Consider the following 16329-nt stretch of genomic DNA (forward strand, 5'->3'; position numbering starts at 1 on the left):
ACAAAATCGCAATGGCTATGATGAAAAACCGAATTCCTTTAATCCTGCTGCTTAACATCGCGGGTGTGGCGCTATTTTGCTCCTGGTATCTGCCAGCCAACCACGGCGCGTGGGCGCCGGTAGACGCCGCGATCTTCCATTTCTTTAACCATGGCGTCAGCGTCAGCCGCGCTTACGCCTGGCTGCTGGCGATCATCAACAATCGCGCCTTCGACGCCTGCTCGCTGCTGGCGATGGGTTGCCTGATGCTCAGCTACTGGCTCAAGGCGCCGGCGGCAGGCCGTCGTCAGATCGCTATTATGGGCGTGGTAATGCTGCTGGCGGCGGTGATCATCAACCAGCTGGCGCAGCACCTGATGCCGGTTCAGCGCGCCAGTCCGTCGCTGTTTTTCAGCGATGTCACCCGCGTCAGCGACGTCGTTAACTTCCCCACTAAGGATGCTTCCAAGGACAGCTTCCCCGGCGATCATGGGATGATGCTGCTGATCTTCGCGAGCTTTATGTGGCGCTATTTTGGTCGCCGCGCGCTGGCCGTGGCGCTGGTGATATTTGTGGTCTTTGCTTTCCCGCGGGTGATGATTGGCGCCCACTGGTTCAGCGATATTGCCGTCGGCTCTCTGACCGCCGTGCTGATTGGCGCGCCCTGGGTATTGATGACGCCGCTGAGCGATAAACTGATCGCCTTTTTCGATCGCTACTTACCCGGCGGAATATCGGCCAAATAAAGCCGCGGGCCGCCGCCAGGGGCATTATCTATAAGGGGACCTTTTGGGTCCCTTTTTTCAATTGTCCTTTTTTTCAACATCACGTTCATCTTCTTGTCACATTAATCCCGTGACAAATGAAGGAATTGTCTGTTTTTTGCCCGTAATTGCCGCAATTTTGGCCTTTCCCGATGATTCACTTTTTGTCACCAAAATACTTATAAGAAATCGCGCAAAACCGCTCGCCATGCGGCGTTTGATAGGGTAATCTCGTTCTCGTTTTGCCTTTTCCGCAACATTAATTCAGGCCCTGAATAAAATTGTGCGTGACTGCACAAATTTAAGCTTAAGGAATTGTCTCATTGCGGATGGGTATTTAGGCTCTAACACGTTTGGCATTTTTTATAACGACATTGTCGTTAAGGACAACAAGGGAAAATAAACAGCATGGTCAAATCTCAGCCGATTTTGAGATACATCTTGCGGGTAGCCCCCGCGATTGCAGTAGCGGTTCTGCTTTCCGCGTGTAGTTCAACAAGTACCGCCAGGAATATGCATTCTGAGACGCATGCTGTGGGTAGTGGCGATTTATCATCACTGCAAGCCTCTCAGGATGAATTTGAAACGATGGTCCGTAACCTGGACGTGAAGTCCCGTTTAATGGATCAGTATGCCAGCTGGAAAGGCGTGCGTTACCGCCTCGGCGGCAGCACTCGCAAAGGTATCGACTGCTCGGCGTTCGTGCAGCGCACCTTCCGCGAACAATTTGGTCTGGAACTGCCGCGTTCAACTTCTGAACAGCAGGAAACCGGAAAATCGATTTCCCGTACCCAGCTGCGTACTGGCGATCTGGTTCTGTTCCGCGCCGGCTCTACCGGCCGCCATGTCGGGATCTACCTCGGCAACAACCAGTTTGTTCACGCCTCTACCAGCAGCGGAGTGACCATCTCCAGCATGGATGAGCCATACTGGAAAAAGCGCTACAACGAAGCGCGTCGAGTTCTGAGCCGCTCGTAAACTGTCCTCTACCGCCGCCGGTTATCCCTTGGCTGGAAGCGGGATAAAAAACACTGCCCCGGCAGTGTTTTTTTTTGCCACCTGATTCTGAACGACGCAAAATAAGCTATGTCTTTTAAGTGGGAATGAGAAAAACGACGACTGACAACCCGTTGCTGCGCATCAATAACACGGAAAGACTATAGCTATGCTGACTTGCTACTTTTCGCCCCAGCGTAAAACCTGGCTAACCAGCCTGTGCGTGGGCATTATCGTCGCGCTACTGGCTGGCAGCATTCAATTTATGGTGATTTACCATAACCGGGCCGAGCGTTTCGACGCCATTATCAACAATGTTAATACCTATCTGAAAAGCTATTTTCACGACCTGCGCCAGACCATTGACGGCCTGCAGCCGCTGGTGGAGCAGCCCTGCGAGAATATTGACTCCGGGCTCACCTCCCACGCCGCGTTCAGCCCTAACGTCCGCGCTTTCCTGCTGGTCAAAAACGGCGTGGCCTTTTGCTCCTCGGCAACCGGCGCCATGAATACTCCCCTCACCCAGCTGATCCCGGCCATTGATATCCGCAAACCCCTTGATATGGCGATTTTGCCAGGCACGCCGATGATGCCGAAGAGCGCGGCGCTGGCGCTATGGGTAGGCAAACCCGGTGATGAAAACAGCGGCATTTTCGTGTCGATTAACGCCAATCTCACGCCGTATATCCTCTATTCCGCACGGCAGAATGATTTCAGCGGTATTGCGCTGGTCATCGGCCACACCGCTATCTCCACCTTCAGTAACCGGCTGGTGGATCCGCAAACGCTGCATAACGTGCCTATCCGCGAAGTGCAGATCGACGGTTTCCCCCTCAAGGTCTACCTGTATGCCAACAGCTGGCTGGCGGAAAATACGCAGTTTGCTCTGCTGCTCGGGGTGGTGTGCGGCCTGCTGGCGGGGCTGCTCTGCTATTACGTGCTGTCGATCAAATCCGATCCGCGAAAATCCATTCTGCTGGGGATCAAAAACAACCAGTTCTACGTCGTCTATCAGCCGGTGGTGAATGCCCAGACTCTGCGTATCAGCGGCGTGGAGGTCCTGATGCGCTGGCGCCATCCGGTGGTGGGCGAAATTCCGCCTGACGTCTTTATTAACCTCGCGGAAACCCAGCAGATGATCGTGCCGCTGACCGATCACCTGCTGGCGCTGATCGCCCGCGACGCGCCGGCGCTGAAGCGTATTCTGCCGCACGGCGTCAAGCTGGGGCTCAATATTTCCCCCGCCCATCTGCAGGCCGACAGCTTCCGCGACGATATGCTGCGCTTCGCCGCCGCGCTGCCCGCCGGCCATTTTCACGTGGTGCTGGAGGTCACAGAGCGGGCGATGATTGACAAAGAAAAATCGGTCGCTAACTTCGCCTGGCTGCACCAGCACGGTTTTGAAATCGCGATCGATGATTTTGGCACCGGGCATAGCGCGTTGATCTATCTCGAACGCTATAACTTCGATTATCTGAAGATCGATCGCGGCTTTGTGCAGGCGATCGGCACCGAAACCGTCACCTCGCCAGTGCTGGATGCGGTGCTGACCCTCAGCCGTCGGCTGAAATTGATGACCGTTGCCGAAGGGGTGGAGACCCAGGAGCAGGCGGAGTGGCTCCGCGCTCAGGGAGTGCATTTCCTGCAGGGGTACTGGATCAGCCGGCCGCTGTCGCTGGCGGCGCTAGTGGCCGCGCACGATGAACCCGCGAATTATTTCACAACGCGTTAAGTCTCACTTATGATGCGGGAACAGAAGTCGGCCACGGGGGCCGGCTATGACAGGGTATTCTGCCGCCTATGTATGCGCGACTTTTTCTGCTTCTGCTTGCTCTGTTTAGCCTGAGCGCTAAAGCGCAATCCATTCAGGAAAGCGTCGCCTTCGCGATTATCGGCGAACCCAAATACGCCGCCGGTTTCAGCCATTTTGATTATGTTAATCCACAGGCGCCGAAAGGCGGCACCCTCACCCTGGCGGCGATCGGCACCTTTGACAACTTCAACCGCTACGCGCTGCGCGGCAATCCCGCGGTACGCACTGAGGCGCTCTACGATCCCCTGTTCACCACCTCGGATGATGAGCCCGGCAGCTACTATCCGCTGATTGCCGAACGGGCGCGCTACGCCGGGGACTATTCATGGATGGAGATCGCCCTCAACCCGCGCGCCCGTTTTCACGACGGCACGCCAATCACCGCCCGCGATGTCGCTTTTACCTTTAATAAGTTTATGACCGAAGGGGTGCCGCAGTTCCGCCTCTTTTATAAAGGCACCACCGTGAAGGCCATCGCGCCGTTGACCGTGCGTATCGACCTCGGCCAGCCCGGTAAAGAGAACATGCTGAGCCTGCTGAGCCTGCCGGTGATGCCCGAGGCGTTCTGGCGTCATCACAAACTCAGCGACCCGCTGTCAAAGCCGCCGCTGGCCAGCGGGCCCTACCGCATCAGCGCCTGGCGGATGGGACAGTATATTACCTATTCCCGGGTCGCCGACTACTGGGCGGCCGACCTGCCGGTCAACCGCGGTCGCTGGAACTTCGATACGCTGCGCTATGACTATTATCTTGACGACAACGTCGCTTTCGAAGCCTTTAAAGCCGGGGCCGTCGACCGCCGGGAAGAGACGGTCGCCAAAAACTGGGCCACCCGCTACTTTGGCCGCAACTTCAGCCGCGGCTACATCATTAAAGAGGAGTATGCCAACACCTCGGCGCAGGATACCCAGTGGCTGGCGTTCAATATTCAGCGCCCGGTATTCGCCGATCGCCGGGTGCGGGAGGCCATTACCCTGGCGTTTGATTTTGAATGGATGAACAAGGCGCTGTTTTACAGCGCGTATCAGCGCGCCAACAGCTATTTCCAGAACACCGAATATGCCGCCCGCAGCCTGCCCGACGCGGCCGAGCTGGCCCTGCTGACGCCGATGAAAAACGAACTGCCCCCCGAGCTCTTCAGCCAGGTGTACCAACCGCCGGTCTCCCGCGGCGATGGCTTCGACCGCGCCAACTTACTCCAAGCCGACGCCCTGCTTAACGCGGCGGGCTGGACGGTGAAGAACCAGCGCCGGGTTAACGCCGCCACCGGCAAGCCGCTGCGCTTTGAACTGCTGATGCCGGCCGGAAGCAATGACCGCTGGGTGCTGCCGTTTCAGCACAACCTGCAGCGCCTGGGGATCGTCATGGATATTCGTCAGGTGGATAACTCGCAGTACAGCAACCGCCGCCGCAGCCGCGATTACGACATGATGCCGAGCCTGTGGCGCGCCATGCCCTGGCCGGGCACTGACCTGCAAATCTCCTGGGCGTCGGACTATATTCACTCCAGCTACAACGCGCCGGGGGTGCAAAGTCCGGTGGTGGATAAACTGATTGCGCAGATCCTGCAGTGGCAGGGTAATAAGCAGAAGCTGATCCCGCTTGGCCGGGCGCTGGACCGCGTCCTCACCTGGAACCACTACATGTTGCCGATGTGGTATATGGCGCAGGACCGCACCGCGTGGTGGAATAAATTCTCGTTCCCCCAAACCCGCCCCATTTATTCGTCCGGCCTTGATACCTGGTGGTATGACGCGAACAAAGCGGCCACCCTCCCCGCGGACAGACGCTAAGGACATACCATGGGCAGCTACCTGATCCGCCGTTTGCTGTTAGTGATCCCCACCCTGTGGGCCATCATTACCATTAACTTTTTTATTGTACAGATCGCTCCCGGCGGCCCGGTCGACCAGGCCATCGCCGCCATCGAATTTGGTCAGCACGGCGGAATGCCAGGCGCCGGCGACGGCGGGATGGGTGCCAGCCATGCCCGTACCGGCGCCGGCAATATCAGCGAGGGTCACTATCGCGGGGGGCGCGGCCTCGATCCGGAAGTCATCGCCGAGATCACCCACCGCTACGGCTTCGACAAACCGCTGCACGAGCGCTACCTGAAGATGCTGGGCGATTATCTGCGCTTTGATTTTGGCGACAGCCTGTTTCGCAGCGCCTCCGTGCTGCAGCTGATTAAAGACAGCCTGCCGGTCTCGGTGAGCCTCGGGCTGTGGAGCACGCTGATCATCTATCTGGTCTCCATTCCGCTGGGTATCCGCAAAGCCGTCAGCAACGGCAGCCGCTTTGACATCTGGAGCAGTACGCTGATTATCATTGGCTATGCGATCCCCGCCTTTCTGTTCGCCATCCTGCTGATCGTGATTTTCGCCGGCGGTAGCTATTTCGACCTCTTCCCGCTGCGCGGTCTGGTCTCGCCAAACTTCGACACCCTCCCGTGGTATGAAAAGATCCTCGACTATCTGTGGCACATCACCCTGCCGGTGCTGGCGACGGTGATCGGCGGCTTTGCCGCCCTGACCATGCTGACTAAAAACAGCTTCCTTGACGAGATCCGCAAACAGTATGTAGTCACCGCCCGCGCCAAAGGCGTCGGTGAGAAACAGATCCTCTGGGGACACGTGTTCCGCAACGCCATGCTGCTGGTGATCGCCGGTTTCCCGGCCACCTTTATCAGTATGTTCTTTACCGGCTCGCTGCTGATCGAAGTGATGTTCTCCCTGAATGGTCTGGGGCTGCTGGGCTATGAAGCGACGGTCTCCCGCGACTATCCGGTGATGTTCGGCACGCTCTATATTTTCACCCTGATCGGCCTGCTGCTGAATATCGTCAGCGATATCAGCTATACGCTGGTCGACCCGCGTATTGATTTTGAGGGCCGCTAATGTCGTTCTTCAGTCCCGTTAATCAGGCCCGCTGGGCGCGCTTTCGCCACAACCGTCGCGGTTACTGGTCGCTGTGGCTGTTTTTAATCCTCTTCCTCTGCAGCCTGGGGGCTGAGCTGCTGGCCAACGATCGGCCGCTGCTGGTGCAGTACCGGGGCCAGCTGTACGTCCCGGTGTTAAAAAACTATACCGAGCAGACCTTCGGCGGCGCATTCGCCACCGCCGCCGACTATCAGGATCCCTGGCTGCAGCAGCAGCTGGCCAGCCACGGCTGGGCGCTTTGGCCGCCGGTGCGCTTCGGCGCGACGACGATCAATTTTGCCAGCACGGTTCCTTTTCCATCGCCGCCCTCGGCCAGCAACTGGCTCGGCACCGACGCCAACGGCGGCGATGTGCTGGCGCGGATCCTTTATGGGACGCGCATCTCGGTACTGTTTGGTCTGCTGTTGACGCTGTTCTCCAGCGTGCTGGGGGTGCTGGCCGGTGCGATACAAGGTTATTACGGCGGTAAAATCGACCTCTGGGGGCAGCGTTTTATCGAAGTCTGGTCCGGTATGCCGACGCTGTTTCTGATCATCCTGCTCTCCAGCGTCGTGCAGCCGGGCTTCTGGTGGCTGCTGGCGATCACCGTCCTGTTTGGCTGGATGACGCTGGTGGGCGTGGTGCGCGCTGAATTTCTCCGCACCCGCAACTACGACTACATCCGGGCGGCGCAGGCGTTAGGGGTCAGCGACCGGCAGATCATCCTGCGGCATATGCTGCCCAACGCGATGGTGGCGACCCTCACCTTCCTGCCTTTTATTCTCTGCAGCTCTATTACCACCCTGACGTCGCTGGATTTTCTCGGCTTCGGCCTACCGCTCGGCTCGCCCTCCCTCGGTGAGCTGCTCCTGCAGGGCAAAAACAACCTGCAGACGCCCTGGCTGGGCATTGCCGCGTTTCTCTCTGTCGCCGTGCTGCTGACGCTGCTGATTTTCATCGGTGAAGCGGTGCGCGACGCCTTTGACCCCAGTAAGGCGGTGTAATATGACCCACCCGCTGTTAGCTATCGACAATCTCTCTATCGCCTTTCGCCAGCAGGGGGAGACGCAGACCGTCGTGCATAATCTGTCGCTCGAGGTGGCGGCCGGCGAAACGCTGGCCCTGGTGGGGGAATCCGGCTCCGGTAAGAGCATCTCCGCCCTGTCGGTGCTGCGGCTGCTCCCTACCCCGCCGGCCAGCTACCCCAGCGGCGATATCTGTTTTCATGGCCAGTCGCTGCTGCATGCGGATGAGGCGACCCTGCGCGGCGTGCGCGGCAACCGGATCGCGATGATCTTTCAGGAGCCGATGGTGTCGCTCAATCCCCTGCATACCCTGGAAAAACAGCTCTACGAGGTGCTGTCGTTACACCGGGGAATGCGCAAAGAGGCGGCACGCGGAGAGATCCTCGACTGCCTGGAGCGCGTCGGGATCCGTCAGGCGCCGCGGCGGCTGGCGGACTATCCGCACCAGCTCTCGGGCGGCGAGCGCCAGCGGGTGATGATCGCCATGGCGCTGCTGACGCGCCCGGAGCTGTTGATCGCCGACGAGCCGACCACCGCCCTCGATGTGTCAGTGCAGGCGCAAATTCTGCAGCTGCTGCGCGAGCTAAAGCGGGAGCTGAACATGGGGATGCTGTTTATCACCCATAACCTGAGCATCGTCCGCCAGCTGGCTGACCGGGTGGCGGTGATGCAGAACGGCCGCTGCGTGGAGCACAATCACTGTCGGGCGCTGTTTAGCGCGCCGGCCCATCCTTACACCCAACGCCTGCTGGATAGCGAACCGGACGGCGAGCCGGTGCCGCTGGCCGCCGATGCCCCGGTGCTGCTGCAGGCGGAGGCGTTACAGGTGGCGTTCCCCATTCGCCGGGGGATCCTGCGTCGGGTGGTCGATCACCATCGGGTGGTCAATGATCTCCATTTCCAGCTACGGGCCGGCGAGGCGCTGGGTCTGGTGGGAGAATCGGGTTCCGGCAAAAGCACGACCGGTCTGGCGCTGCTGCGCCTGATCCCCTCCGAGGGCAAGATAACCTTTGCCGGCCAGCCGATTCAGGGACGCGGTCGCCGACAGCTGCTGCCGCTGCGCCGACAGATGCAGGTGGTTTTTCAGGATCCGAACTCGTCGCTCAATCCGCGCCTGACGGCGCAGCAGATCATTGAGGAGGGCCTGCGCGTCCACCAGCCGACGCTGACGGCGGCTGAACGCGAACAGGCGGTGATCCTTGCCATGCAGGAGGTCGGCCTCGACCCGGCCAGCCGCCAGCGCTACCCGGCGGCTTTCTCCGGCGGCCAGCGCCAGCGTATCGCCATCGCCAGAGCGTTAATCGTCAAGCCGCAGCTGATCGTCCTCGACGAGCCGACTTCCTCGCTGGATAAAACCGTTCAGGCGCAGATCCTGAATCTGCTGAAAGCATTACAGCTGAAGCATCAGCTGGCCTATATTTTTATCAGCCATGATTTAGGCGTGGTGCGCGCGCTGTGTCACCAGGTGATGGTGCTGCGGCAGGGAGTGGTGGTCGAACAGGGCGAGTGCCAGTCCGTCTTCAGCGCGCCCCGGCATAAGTATACCCGCCAGCTGCTGGCGCTAAGCTGACGGTCAGAAAGGGTTATTGCCGGAGAAGGGCTCGGCGATCGCCACGCCAAAGTTTTTCAGACGACAGGTGGCGGCAAACTCATCCTGCAGATTAACGAACAGGCAGGGCTCGCCTTCGCACTCCAGAACGGAACAGTCGACTTCGATGTCGCTTAACGCCTGGCTGAGCTTATGCATTACCGGCCAGGCTTTTTCACCGTCCGGACTCAGCAACTTCAGGGCGACGAGACTGTTTTCGTTCTGCGCGCCGTTTTGCGGAATCGGTTCAACTCTGGAACCCGCAAAACCGGCCAGCCAGCGATAGCTCTGCGGCAGACGGTGTACGATAGAGAGTTGTTGTGTATTCACGTGGTTTCCCCGGAAGCAAAAGGCTTCACAATAAATTTACATCAATATTAACACACTGTTGACAAATAGTCCTGCTCAGACGCAGAAAACGTTTACAGCCGCGGCGGCCCAGGGTTAAGCGCTTATATTCCAGCGTGTTATTTTTTAACCCGGCAAGCCGATTGGCGCTATATGTACCCGTTTCTGTGATCCAAAACAACTTTTTTATCGCAACAATGCGACTTTTTACACTAATTGATTTTACATAAAGGAAACAAATCGCAGAACCCTGAAGCCCATTGCGGTTGACGTGCATCAAGAAAGGGGCGATTTCGCCCCTGAAAATGTGACCTAGCGTGCGATTTTTCGCCGGCGGGAAGCGTAAAGGGAGAAGAAAATAGAGCTGGTGGCGCAGAAGGCGATGGAGATCAGCATCGGCCAGGCGGTGGTAAAGGTGGCCATCGACAGCAGCGCGCCGATAATCGCCCCGATACCAAAGCGGAAAGTCCCCGCCAGCGACGAAGCGGTGCCCGCCATATGCGGAAACTCATCGAGGATCACCGCCATAGCGTTCGACGACACCATCGATACGCAGCCAACGAAGGCCGCCACGCCGATGACCAGCGACCAGAAGCCGACGTCGAGCAGGGCGCAAACCACCATCCACACCGCCATGGCAAACTGGATCCACAGCCCGGCGCGGAACATGCGCAACGCCCCTACCCGCCGCACAAACCGGCTGTTGAACATGGTCATCAGGAACAGAAAGACAATGTTCAGCGCAAAATAGTAGCCAAAGTGCTGAGGCGCGACGTGGTTAATATTGATATAGACGAAAGGCCCGGCGCTAAGAAAAGAGAACATGCCCGCGAAGCTGAAGCCGCTCGCCAGCATATAGCTCAGGACCCGCTTATGGCGGAACAGGGTGGCAAAGTTACCCATCGTGGTGCGCAGGTGGAACGGCTGACGCCTTTCAGCCGGCAGCGTTTCGCGGATAAACAGGCCGATCATCAGCGACGCCAGCAGGGCCGCCAGGGCGAGGATCCAGAAGATGGCATGCCAGCTGAACCAGACCAGCACCGCCCCGCCGACCATCGGCGCCACCAGCGGCGCAATGGTCGTCACCAGCATGACAAACGACATCATCCGCGAAAACTCATCTTTCGGATAGATATCGCGCATCAGGGCGTTAATCACCACGCTGGCCGCCGCGGCCGCCAGACCGTGGAAGAAGCGCATGGCGATCAGCATCTCGATGGTCTGCGACAGGGCGCAGGCCACCGCCGCCGCGGCGAAGACCAGCGTTCCGCCGAGGATCACCGGCTTGCGGCCGAGGCTGTCGGCCATCGGACCGTACAGCAGCTGCCCCAGCGCAAAGCCGAGGATATAGGTGCTGAGGGTCATCTGCGCGCTGCCGTCCGGCACGTGGTACTGGGCAGCGATCACCGGCAGGGCCGGGAGATACATATCGATCGACAGCGGCATCAGCATGGCCAGCAGGCCAAGGATAAAGACAATCCCCAGAGACGAATTTTGCTTCAGCGTCACGTTTTGCTCCGTGGCTGCGGGGCGCCCACGCTGGCGATTTCCGCTTCCGTCAGCGGACGATATTCACCCGGCGCCAGAGATTCATCCAGCAGGATGTCGCCGATGCGTTCCCGATGCAGGCCAACCACGTGGTTGCCCACGGCGGCGAACATGCGTTTCACCTGATGGTAGCGGCCTTCGCTAATGGTGAGGCGCACTTCGGTCGGAGTGATAACTTCCAGCACCGCCGGTTTGGTGAGATCTTTTTCGTTATGCAGCTGGACGCCTTTGGCAAACAGCTCCGCGGTCCCTTCCGCCAGCGGGCTTTCCAGCGCCACCAGATAGGTTTTTTCACAGTGGTGTCGCGGCGAGGTAATGCGGTGCGACCATTGGCCGTCATCGGTCATCAGCACCAGTCCGGTGGTGTCGATATCCAGCCGACCGGCGGCGTGCAGCTTATGCGCCACCGGCTCGTCGAGGAAATAGAGGATAGTCGGATGATCGGGATCGTCGGTGGAACAGACGTACCCCTGCGGCTTGTTGAGCATAAAATAGCGCGGGCCGTTCTGCTGGGTCAGCGTGTTCCCGTCATACTCCACCTCGTGCTCCGGCTGAAGCTTAAAGGAAGCATCTTTTACAATGTCGCCGTCCACGGTAACGCGGCTGCCGCGGATTTCACGCCCGGCAATAGCCCGGCTGACGCCAAGCTGCTGAGCGATAAACTTATCAAGTCGCATGAGATTTTTTTAGCCTGTCAAAGTGCTGGAGCGGGCAAATCGCCCGAAAAAGAAGAAATTCACTGGCTAGTATAACGGGCTCTTAACACCACTCAAGGGAAAAGATTCATGGCATACTATTCGCGAGTTAATTAGCCCCGTGAATTCATGACTTTTACATTACGTCCCTACCAACAAGAAGCCGTCGATGCCACCCTCGCCTGGTTTCGTCGCCATACCGAGCCGGCGGCGATTGTCCTGCCCACCGGCGCGGGCAAAAGCCTGGTGATCGCCGAGCTTGCCCGACTGGCCCGCGGCCGCGTGCTGGTGCTGGCCCACGTCAAAGAGCTGGTGGCGCAGAATCATGCTAAATACTGCGCCCTTGGCCTCGAGGCGGATATCTTTGCCGCCGGACTGCAGCGTAAAGAGAGCCACGGCAAAGTGGTGTTCGGCAGCGTGCAGTCGGTGGCGCGCAATCTGGCGCAATTTCGCAGCGAGTTTTCGCTGCTGATCGTCGATGAATGCCACCGCATCAGCGATGATGACGACAGCCAGTATCAGCAGATCATCAGCCACCTGCGGCAGGTCAACCCGCAGCTCCGGCTGCTCGGCCTGACGGCGACCCCGTTCCGCCTCGGCAAGGGGTGGATCTATCAGTTCCACTACCACGGGATGGTGCGTGGCGATGAAAAAGCGCTGTTCCGCGACTGCATCTATGAGCTGCCGCTGCGCTATATGATTAAGCACGGCTACCTGACGCCGCCGGAACGCCTCGATATGCCGGTGGTACAGTACGATTTCAGCCGCCTGCAGGCGCAAAGCAACGGCCTGTTCAGCGAGGCCGATCTTAATCACGAACTGAAAAAACAGCAGCGCATTACACCGCATATCGTCAGCCAGATCGTGGAGTTCGCCGAAAGCCGCAAAGGGGTGATGATCTTCGCCGCCACCGTGGAGCACGCCCGGGAAGTGACCGGCCTGCTGCCGGCAGGCCAGGCGGCGCTGATCACCGGGGAAACCCCGGGTCCGGAGCGAGATCGCATCATCGAGGCGTTTAAAGCGCAGGCGTATCGCTATCTGGTGAACGTCGCGGTGCTAACCACCGGCTTCGACGCCCCGCACGTCGACCTGATCGCTATCCTCCGCCCCACCGAGTCGGTGAGTCTTTACCAACAGATCGTTGGCCGCGGCCTGCGCCTGGCGCCGGGAAAAACTGACTGTCTGATCCTCGACTACGCCGGCAACCCGCACGACCTGTACGCCCCGGAAGTGGGGACGCCGAAGGGCAAAAGCGACAACGTGCCGGTGCAGGTCTTCTGCCCGGCCTGCGGCTTCGCCAACACCTTCTGGGGAAAAACCACCGCCGACGGCACCTTGATTGAGCATTTTGGCCGCCGCTGCCAGGGGTGGTTCGAAGACGACGACGGCCACCGCGAACAGTGCGACTTCCGCTTTCGCTTCAAAAACTGCCCGCAGTGCAACGCGGAAAACGATATCGCCGCCCGTCGCTGCCGGGAGTGCGACACCATTCTGGTTGACCCGGACGACATGCTGAAGGCGGCGCTGAAGCTGAAGGACGCGCTGGTGCTGCGCTGCAGCGGCATGGCCCTGCAGCACGGTAGCGACGAGAAAGGCCCGTGGCTGAAAATCACCTACTACGATGAGGACGGCGCCGACGTCAGTGAGCGCTTCCGTCTGCAAACGCCCGCCCAGCGTACCGCCTTTGAGCAGTTGTTTATCCGCCCGCATACCCGCACGCCGGGAGTGCCGCTGCGCTGGATAACACCGGCGGATATCGTGGCCCAGCAGGCGCTGCTGCGCCATCCGGACTTTGTCGTCGCCCGCATGAAAGGCCAGTACTGGCAGGTGCGGGAAAAAGTGTTCGATTATCAGGGGCGTTTTCGCCGCGCCAACGAGCTGCGTTAATCACCCGAAAGCTGAGGTTTTGATTGCCCGTGTGTCGTTTGGCGGCTATAATGCCGCCCGCTTTTGCATTCGCAAAGCAGATAATCCGCCTGTTGCTGGGTCGCCTGTAGCAGGCTTTATATATAGAGAGACATCAATGTTTACTATCAACGCAGAAGTACGTAAAGAGCAGGGTAAGGGTGCGAGCCGCCGCCTGCGCGCAGCTAACAAGTTCCCGGCAATCATCTACGGTGGCGAAGCTGCTCCGGTTGCTATCGAACTGGACCACGACAAAGTATGGAACATGCAGAGCAAAGCTGAGTTTTACGGCGAAGTTCTGACCGTCGTTGTTGATGGCAAAGAAGAAAAAGTCAAAGTTCAGGCTGTTCAGCGCCACGCGTTCAAGCCGAAACTGACTCACATCGACTTCGTTCGCGCGTAATCGCCGATAGCAAGTTGTATGGCAAGCGCCCCGGGGTCTTCGGCTCCGGGGCGTTTTGTTATCCGCGCCGCCAAAGCGCCGGCGCCTCGTCCACGATGTCGCTCAGCAGCCGGTGCTTATTCATTCCGGGCAGCCAGAGCATCACCATGGTGACGTTAAGCCCCTGACTGCCGACCTCCGTCGCGATTTCACCGACTCCCCGCCACTCGCCTGGCCGCAAATGGTCCGGTAAAAACCCCCAGCCCCTCCCCTGCTCCATCGCATGGCGCAGCAGGGTAATTTCGCTCATATACAGCGTATGGCCGGAGATCTGCAGCCGGCGGGCAATCTGATCGTCGCTGCGCCGGTGCATCACCAGCTGCGGCGTCAACGACAGATTCAGCAGCGTCAGCGGCCGCGCGGCATCCCGGAACAGGCGGTCCGCCGCGTAGAAACGCAGATCCACGGTGCCGAGCGCCCGCCACTCCATTTCGCTGCCCAGCGTGCGGTTGTTGGCCTGGCACATCGCCATATCCGCCACGCCATCGCTCAGCGCCTGCTCGGCTTCGCGCCGCGAGGCGCTCCAGCAGCTTAACCGGATCTGCCGCCGGGCCAGCGTATCGGCCAGCGCGCAGAGAAAATCACGTGGGATAAAGGGATCGTATACCAGACGCAGCGCCTGCCCGGCGGTTTGCGGCAGCGTTTGCGCAAAAGACTCGAAAGCCTGCGCCTGGCGCAACAGCAGATGCGCCTGACGAAAAAGCTGCTCCCCTTCGGCGGTTAAGGTCAGGGTACGCCCTTCCCGGCTGAACAGCCGATAGCCCAGCGCATCTTCCAGATAGTCCAGCAGATCGCGCAGCGTGGTTCGGTCTTTACCTAACCGAATGGCCGCCCGCGACAGGCTACCGGTCTCGGCGATGGTGGCGAATGCTTCAATCTGCGCGAAAGAATACTGCAGGGTTTTCATCCTTCTCTCCCTTGCGGGGGAAAATCCCCCCTTTACTGATTTTAGCCGCCGCGCGCCGATTTATATACTGCGATGCGAATCTATGGCAAACGAGGAAAGGATGATGATAAGAAAACCACTGGCCCTGGCGTTAATCCTGGCGGCGCTGCCGGCCGCGGCAATGGCACAACGCTGCGGCGACCTGACGCTGGATATCTGCCCAACGCCTTACGACCAAACGCTACCCGCCGCCAAAGATATGCTCAGCTGGGATCAGACTTCACGCGTGATTGGCTTTCGCAATGACTATCGCAACTATGCCGGCGATGTTTTCCGCCACGGCGCCTCGGCGCCGCTGGAACGCGCTGAAAAACAATTGACCGATGCCCGCTATACCCTCAACGGCCACACCTGGACCCTGCAGGATTACCTGAAGCGCGAGAACGTCAGCGGTATGCTGGTGCTGAAAGACGGCAAAGTCGCCTGGAAATATCTTGGCGACGGCAACACCGATACCACCCTGTGGACCTCACGCTCGGTGGGAAAATCGGTGGTCTCGACGCTGGTGGGCATCGCCATTCAGCAGGGTAAGATCCACTCCCTTGATGATCTGATTACCGTTTATGAACCCGAACTGAAAGGCACCGCCTGGGACGGCGTGACGCTGAAACAGTTGATGCAGCACACCAGCGGTGTGGAATGGAATGAAGACTACACCGACCCGCAGTCGCACTTCGCCCGCCTGACCCAGTGCGAGGCGCAGCCCGGGGCCTATGCCTGCGTGCGCAAGATCGTCACCGGCCTGGCGCGCAAACATCCGGCGGGCGAGCAGTGGTCCTACTCTTCCGGCGGCGCCTGGCTGCTGGGCGATATCCTGGAGCGCGCCACCGGCATGTCGCTGGCCGCCTGGCTTGAGCAGTCGCTGTGGCAGCCAGCCGGGATGGCCCACGACGGCGTATGGCATGCTTATCAGCAAGGGAAGCACGATGTCGGCGCCCACGGCTTTAACGCCACCCTTGAAGACTGGGGCCGCTTCGGCGAATTCGTCGCCCGCGATGGTCGGTTAAGCAACGGCAAACAGCTGGTGCCGGCGGGCTGGTTCGATCAGGCCGCAAGCTGGACCACTGCGCTAAACTCGGTCTCGGCGGCGCATCCGCAAGGTATCTACGGCTATCAGTGGTGGAATAACGCCATACCGGCGAATGCGCAAAACGTCCAGCCGACGCCGCAGGAAGGGCTGAAAGACTCGCTGTGGGCGCTGGGGATCTACGGCCAGGTGATCATGGTGAACCGCGCGGAACACCTGGTGATCGTCCAGTGGTCGACCTGGCCGCAGGCGGAACCCTCCTTTAACGCCCAGCCGCTGGAAGCGGCGCTGATGTACAGCGCCATTGCCCGCGAGCTGCGTTAACCCTCCCTCCT

At 59.4% G+C, this 16329-nt stretch carries 14 protein-coding genes; 10 read left to right on the plus strand and 4 right to left on the minus strand.

From position 1 onward, the window contains the following. The first annotated feature begins 11 nt into the window (after positions 1-11). From K5R89_RS09610 to yejF, 7 genes are all read left to right on the plus strand, one after another. A complete protein-coding gene (locus K5R89_RS09610) occupies positions 12-725 on the plus strand; it encodes a phosphatase PAP2 family protein (RefSeq protein WP_075206790.1) in 714 nt (237 codons plus the stop codon). A gap of 426 nt (positions 726-1151) precedes the next feature. Further along, positions 1152-1721: a bifunctional murein DD-endopeptidase/murein LD-carboxypeptidase gene (gene mepS / locus K5R89_RS09615; RefSeq protein ID WP_004201653.1), complete on the plus strand. Its 570-nt coding sequence runs from the start codon at positions 1152-1154 to the stop codon at positions 1719-1721. A gap of 187 nt (positions 1722-1908) precedes the next feature. Then, complete coding sequence (locus K5R89_RS09620; protein WP_217259334.1) at positions 1909-3471, plus strand: cyclic di-GMP phosphodiesterase; 1563 nt, start codon at positions 1909-1911, stop codon at positions 3469-3471. A 68-nt stretch (positions 3472-3539) separates the two neighbouring features. Beyond that, positions 3540-5345, plus strand: a complete 1806-nt coding sequence (locus tag K5R89_RS09625) for an extracellular solute-binding protein (RefSeq protein WP_171878771.1) — start codon at positions 3540-3542, stop codon at positions 5343-5345. Positions 5346-5354: 9 nt separating this feature from the next. Beyond that, the gene (locus K5R89_RS09630; protein ID WP_004201658.1) at positions 5355-6449 is read left to right on the plus strand and encodes a microcin C ABC transporter permease YejB; all 1095 of its coding nucleotides are present in this window, start codon (positions 5355-5357) and stop codon (positions 6447-6449) included. Further along, entirely contained in the window at positions 6449-7474 is a 1026-nt protein-coding gene (locus tag K5R89_RS09635; protein ID WP_217259335.1) for a microcin C ABC transporter permease, read from the plus strand. The genes K5R89_RS09630 and K5R89_RS09635 overlap by 1 nt, the downstream gene beginning before the upstream one ends. Before the next feature lies 1 nt (position 7475). Continuing rightward, on the plus strand, positions 7476-9065 hold the full coding sequence (yejF, locus tag K5R89_RS09640; RefSeq protein WP_135733006.1) for a microcin C ABC transporter ATP-binding protein YejF: 1590 nt from the start codon (positions 7476-7478) through the stop codon (positions 9063-9065). Between the two features lie 3 nt (positions 9066-9068). On the opposite strand, the gene K5R89_RS09645 is transcribed toward yejF, so the two are convergent. The 3 genes from K5R89_RS09645 to rsuA form a co-directional block, all read right to left on the minus strand. After that, positions 9069-9413: a YejG family protein gene (locus K5R89_RS09645; protein WP_002912974.1), complete on the minus strand. Its 345-nt coding sequence runs from the start codon at positions 9411-9413 to the stop codon at positions 9069-9071. A 330-nt stretch (positions 9414-9743) separates the two neighbouring features. Continuing rightward, a complete protein-coding gene (locus K5R89_RS09650; protein ID WP_023290465.1) occupies positions 9744-10940 on the minus strand; it encodes a Bcr/CflA family multidrug efflux MFS transporter in 1197 nt (398 codons plus the stop codon). After that, positions 10937-11656, minus strand: a complete 720-nt coding sequence (gene rsuA / locus K5R89_RS09655; RefSeq protein WP_023290466.1) for a 16S rRNA pseudouridine(516) synthase RsuA — start codon at positions 11654-11656, stop codon at positions 10937-10939. Before rsuA ends, K5R89_RS09650 begins: the two co-directional genes overlap by 4 nt. A gap of 147 nt (positions 11657-11803) precedes the next feature. Here rsuA and K5R89_RS09660 point away from each other — a divergent pair, with 147 nt between their 5' ends. Together K5R89_RS09660 and rplY are read left to right on the plus strand one after the other, a co-directional pair. Further along, positions 11804-13561: a DEAD/DEAH box helicase gene (locus K5R89_RS09660; protein ID WP_032453539.1), complete on the plus strand. Its 1758-nt coding sequence runs from the start codon at positions 11804-11806 to the stop codon at positions 13559-13561. Between the two features lie 136 nt (positions 13562-13697). Further along, complete coding sequence (gene rplY / locus K5R89_RS09665; RefSeq protein WP_032453540.1) at positions 13698-13982, plus strand: 50S ribosomal protein L25; 285 nt, start codon at positions 13698-13700, stop codon at positions 13980-13982. Between the two features lie 58 nt (positions 13983-14040). On the opposite strand, the gene K5R89_RS09670 is transcribed toward rplY, so the two are convergent. Beyond that, positions 14041-14928, minus strand: coding sequence for a LysR family transcriptional regulator (locus K5R89_RS09670; RefSeq protein WP_217259336.1), 888 nt, complete (start codon positions 14926-14928; stop codon positions 14041-14043). Positions 14929-15031: 103 nt separating this feature from the next. On the opposite strand from K5R89_RS09670, the gene K5R89_RS09675 reads away from it, so the two are divergent. Continuing rightward, positions 15032-16318 (plus strand): serine hydrolase, encoded by a 1287-nt coding sequence (locus tag K5R89_RS09675; RefSeq protein WP_217259337.1) that lies wholly within the window; start codon positions 15032-15034, stop codon positions 16316-16318. The last annotated feature ends 11 nt before the right edge of the window (positions 16319-16329 follow it).

It is taken from the genome of Klebsiella sp. TF21-TM (genome assembly GCF_019753495.1).
GTDB lineage: Bacteria > Pseudomonadota > Gammaproteobacteria > Enterobacterales > Enterobacteriaceae > Klebsiella > Klebsiella quasipneumoniae.

Excerpts from the sequence above, each read along its gene's own strand:
- K5R89_RS09625 (WP_171878771.1), top strand. The coding sequence starts at position 3,540 with ATGTATGCGCGACTTTTTCTGCTTCTGCTTGCTCTGTTTAGCCTGAGC.
- K5R89_RS09635 (WP_217259335.1), top strand. The coding sequence starts at position 6,449 with ATGTCGTTCTTCAGTCCCGTTAATCAGGCCCGCTGGGCGCGCTTTCGC.
- K5R89_RS09660 (WP_032453539.1), top strand. The coding sequence starts at position 11,804 with ATGACTTTTACATTACGTCCCTACCAACAAGAAGCCGTCGATGCCACC.
- yejF (WP_135733006.1), top strand. The coding sequence starts at position 7,476 with ATGACCCACCCGCTGTTAGCTATCGACAATCTCTCTATCGCCTTTCGC.
- K5R89_RS09630 (WP_004201658.1), top strand. The coding sequence starts at position 5,355 with ATGGGCAGCTACCTGATCCGCCGTTTGCTGTTAGTGATCCCCACCCTG.
- K5R89_RS09620 (WP_217259334.1), top strand. The coding sequence starts at position 1,909 with ATGCTGACTTGCTACTTTTCGCCCCAGCGTAAAACCTGGCTAACCAGC.
- K5R89_RS09675 (WP_217259337.1), top strand. The coding sequence starts at position 15,032 with ATGATAAGAAAACCACTGGCCCTGGCGTTAATCCTGGCGGCGCTGCCG.
- rsuA (WP_023290466.1), bottom strand. The coding sequence starts at position 11,656 with ATGCGACTTGATAAGTTTATCGCTCAGCAGCTTGGCGTCAGCCGGGCT.
- K5R89_RS09670 (WP_217259336.1), bottom strand. The coding sequence starts at position 14,928 with ATGAAAACCCTGCAGTATTCTTTCGCGCAGATTGAAGCATTCGCCACC.
- rplY (WP_032453540.1), top strand. The coding sequence starts at position 13,698 with ATGTTTACTATCAACGCAGAAGTACGTAAAGAGCAGGGTAAGGGTGCG.
- mepS (WP_004201653.1), top strand. The coding sequence starts at position 1,152 with ATGGTCAAATCTCAGCCGATTTTGAGATACATCTTGCGGGTAGCCCCC.
- K5R89_RS09610 (WP_075206790.1), top strand. The coding sequence starts at position 12 with ATGGCTATGATGAAAAACCGAATTCCTTTAATCCTGCTGCTTAACATC.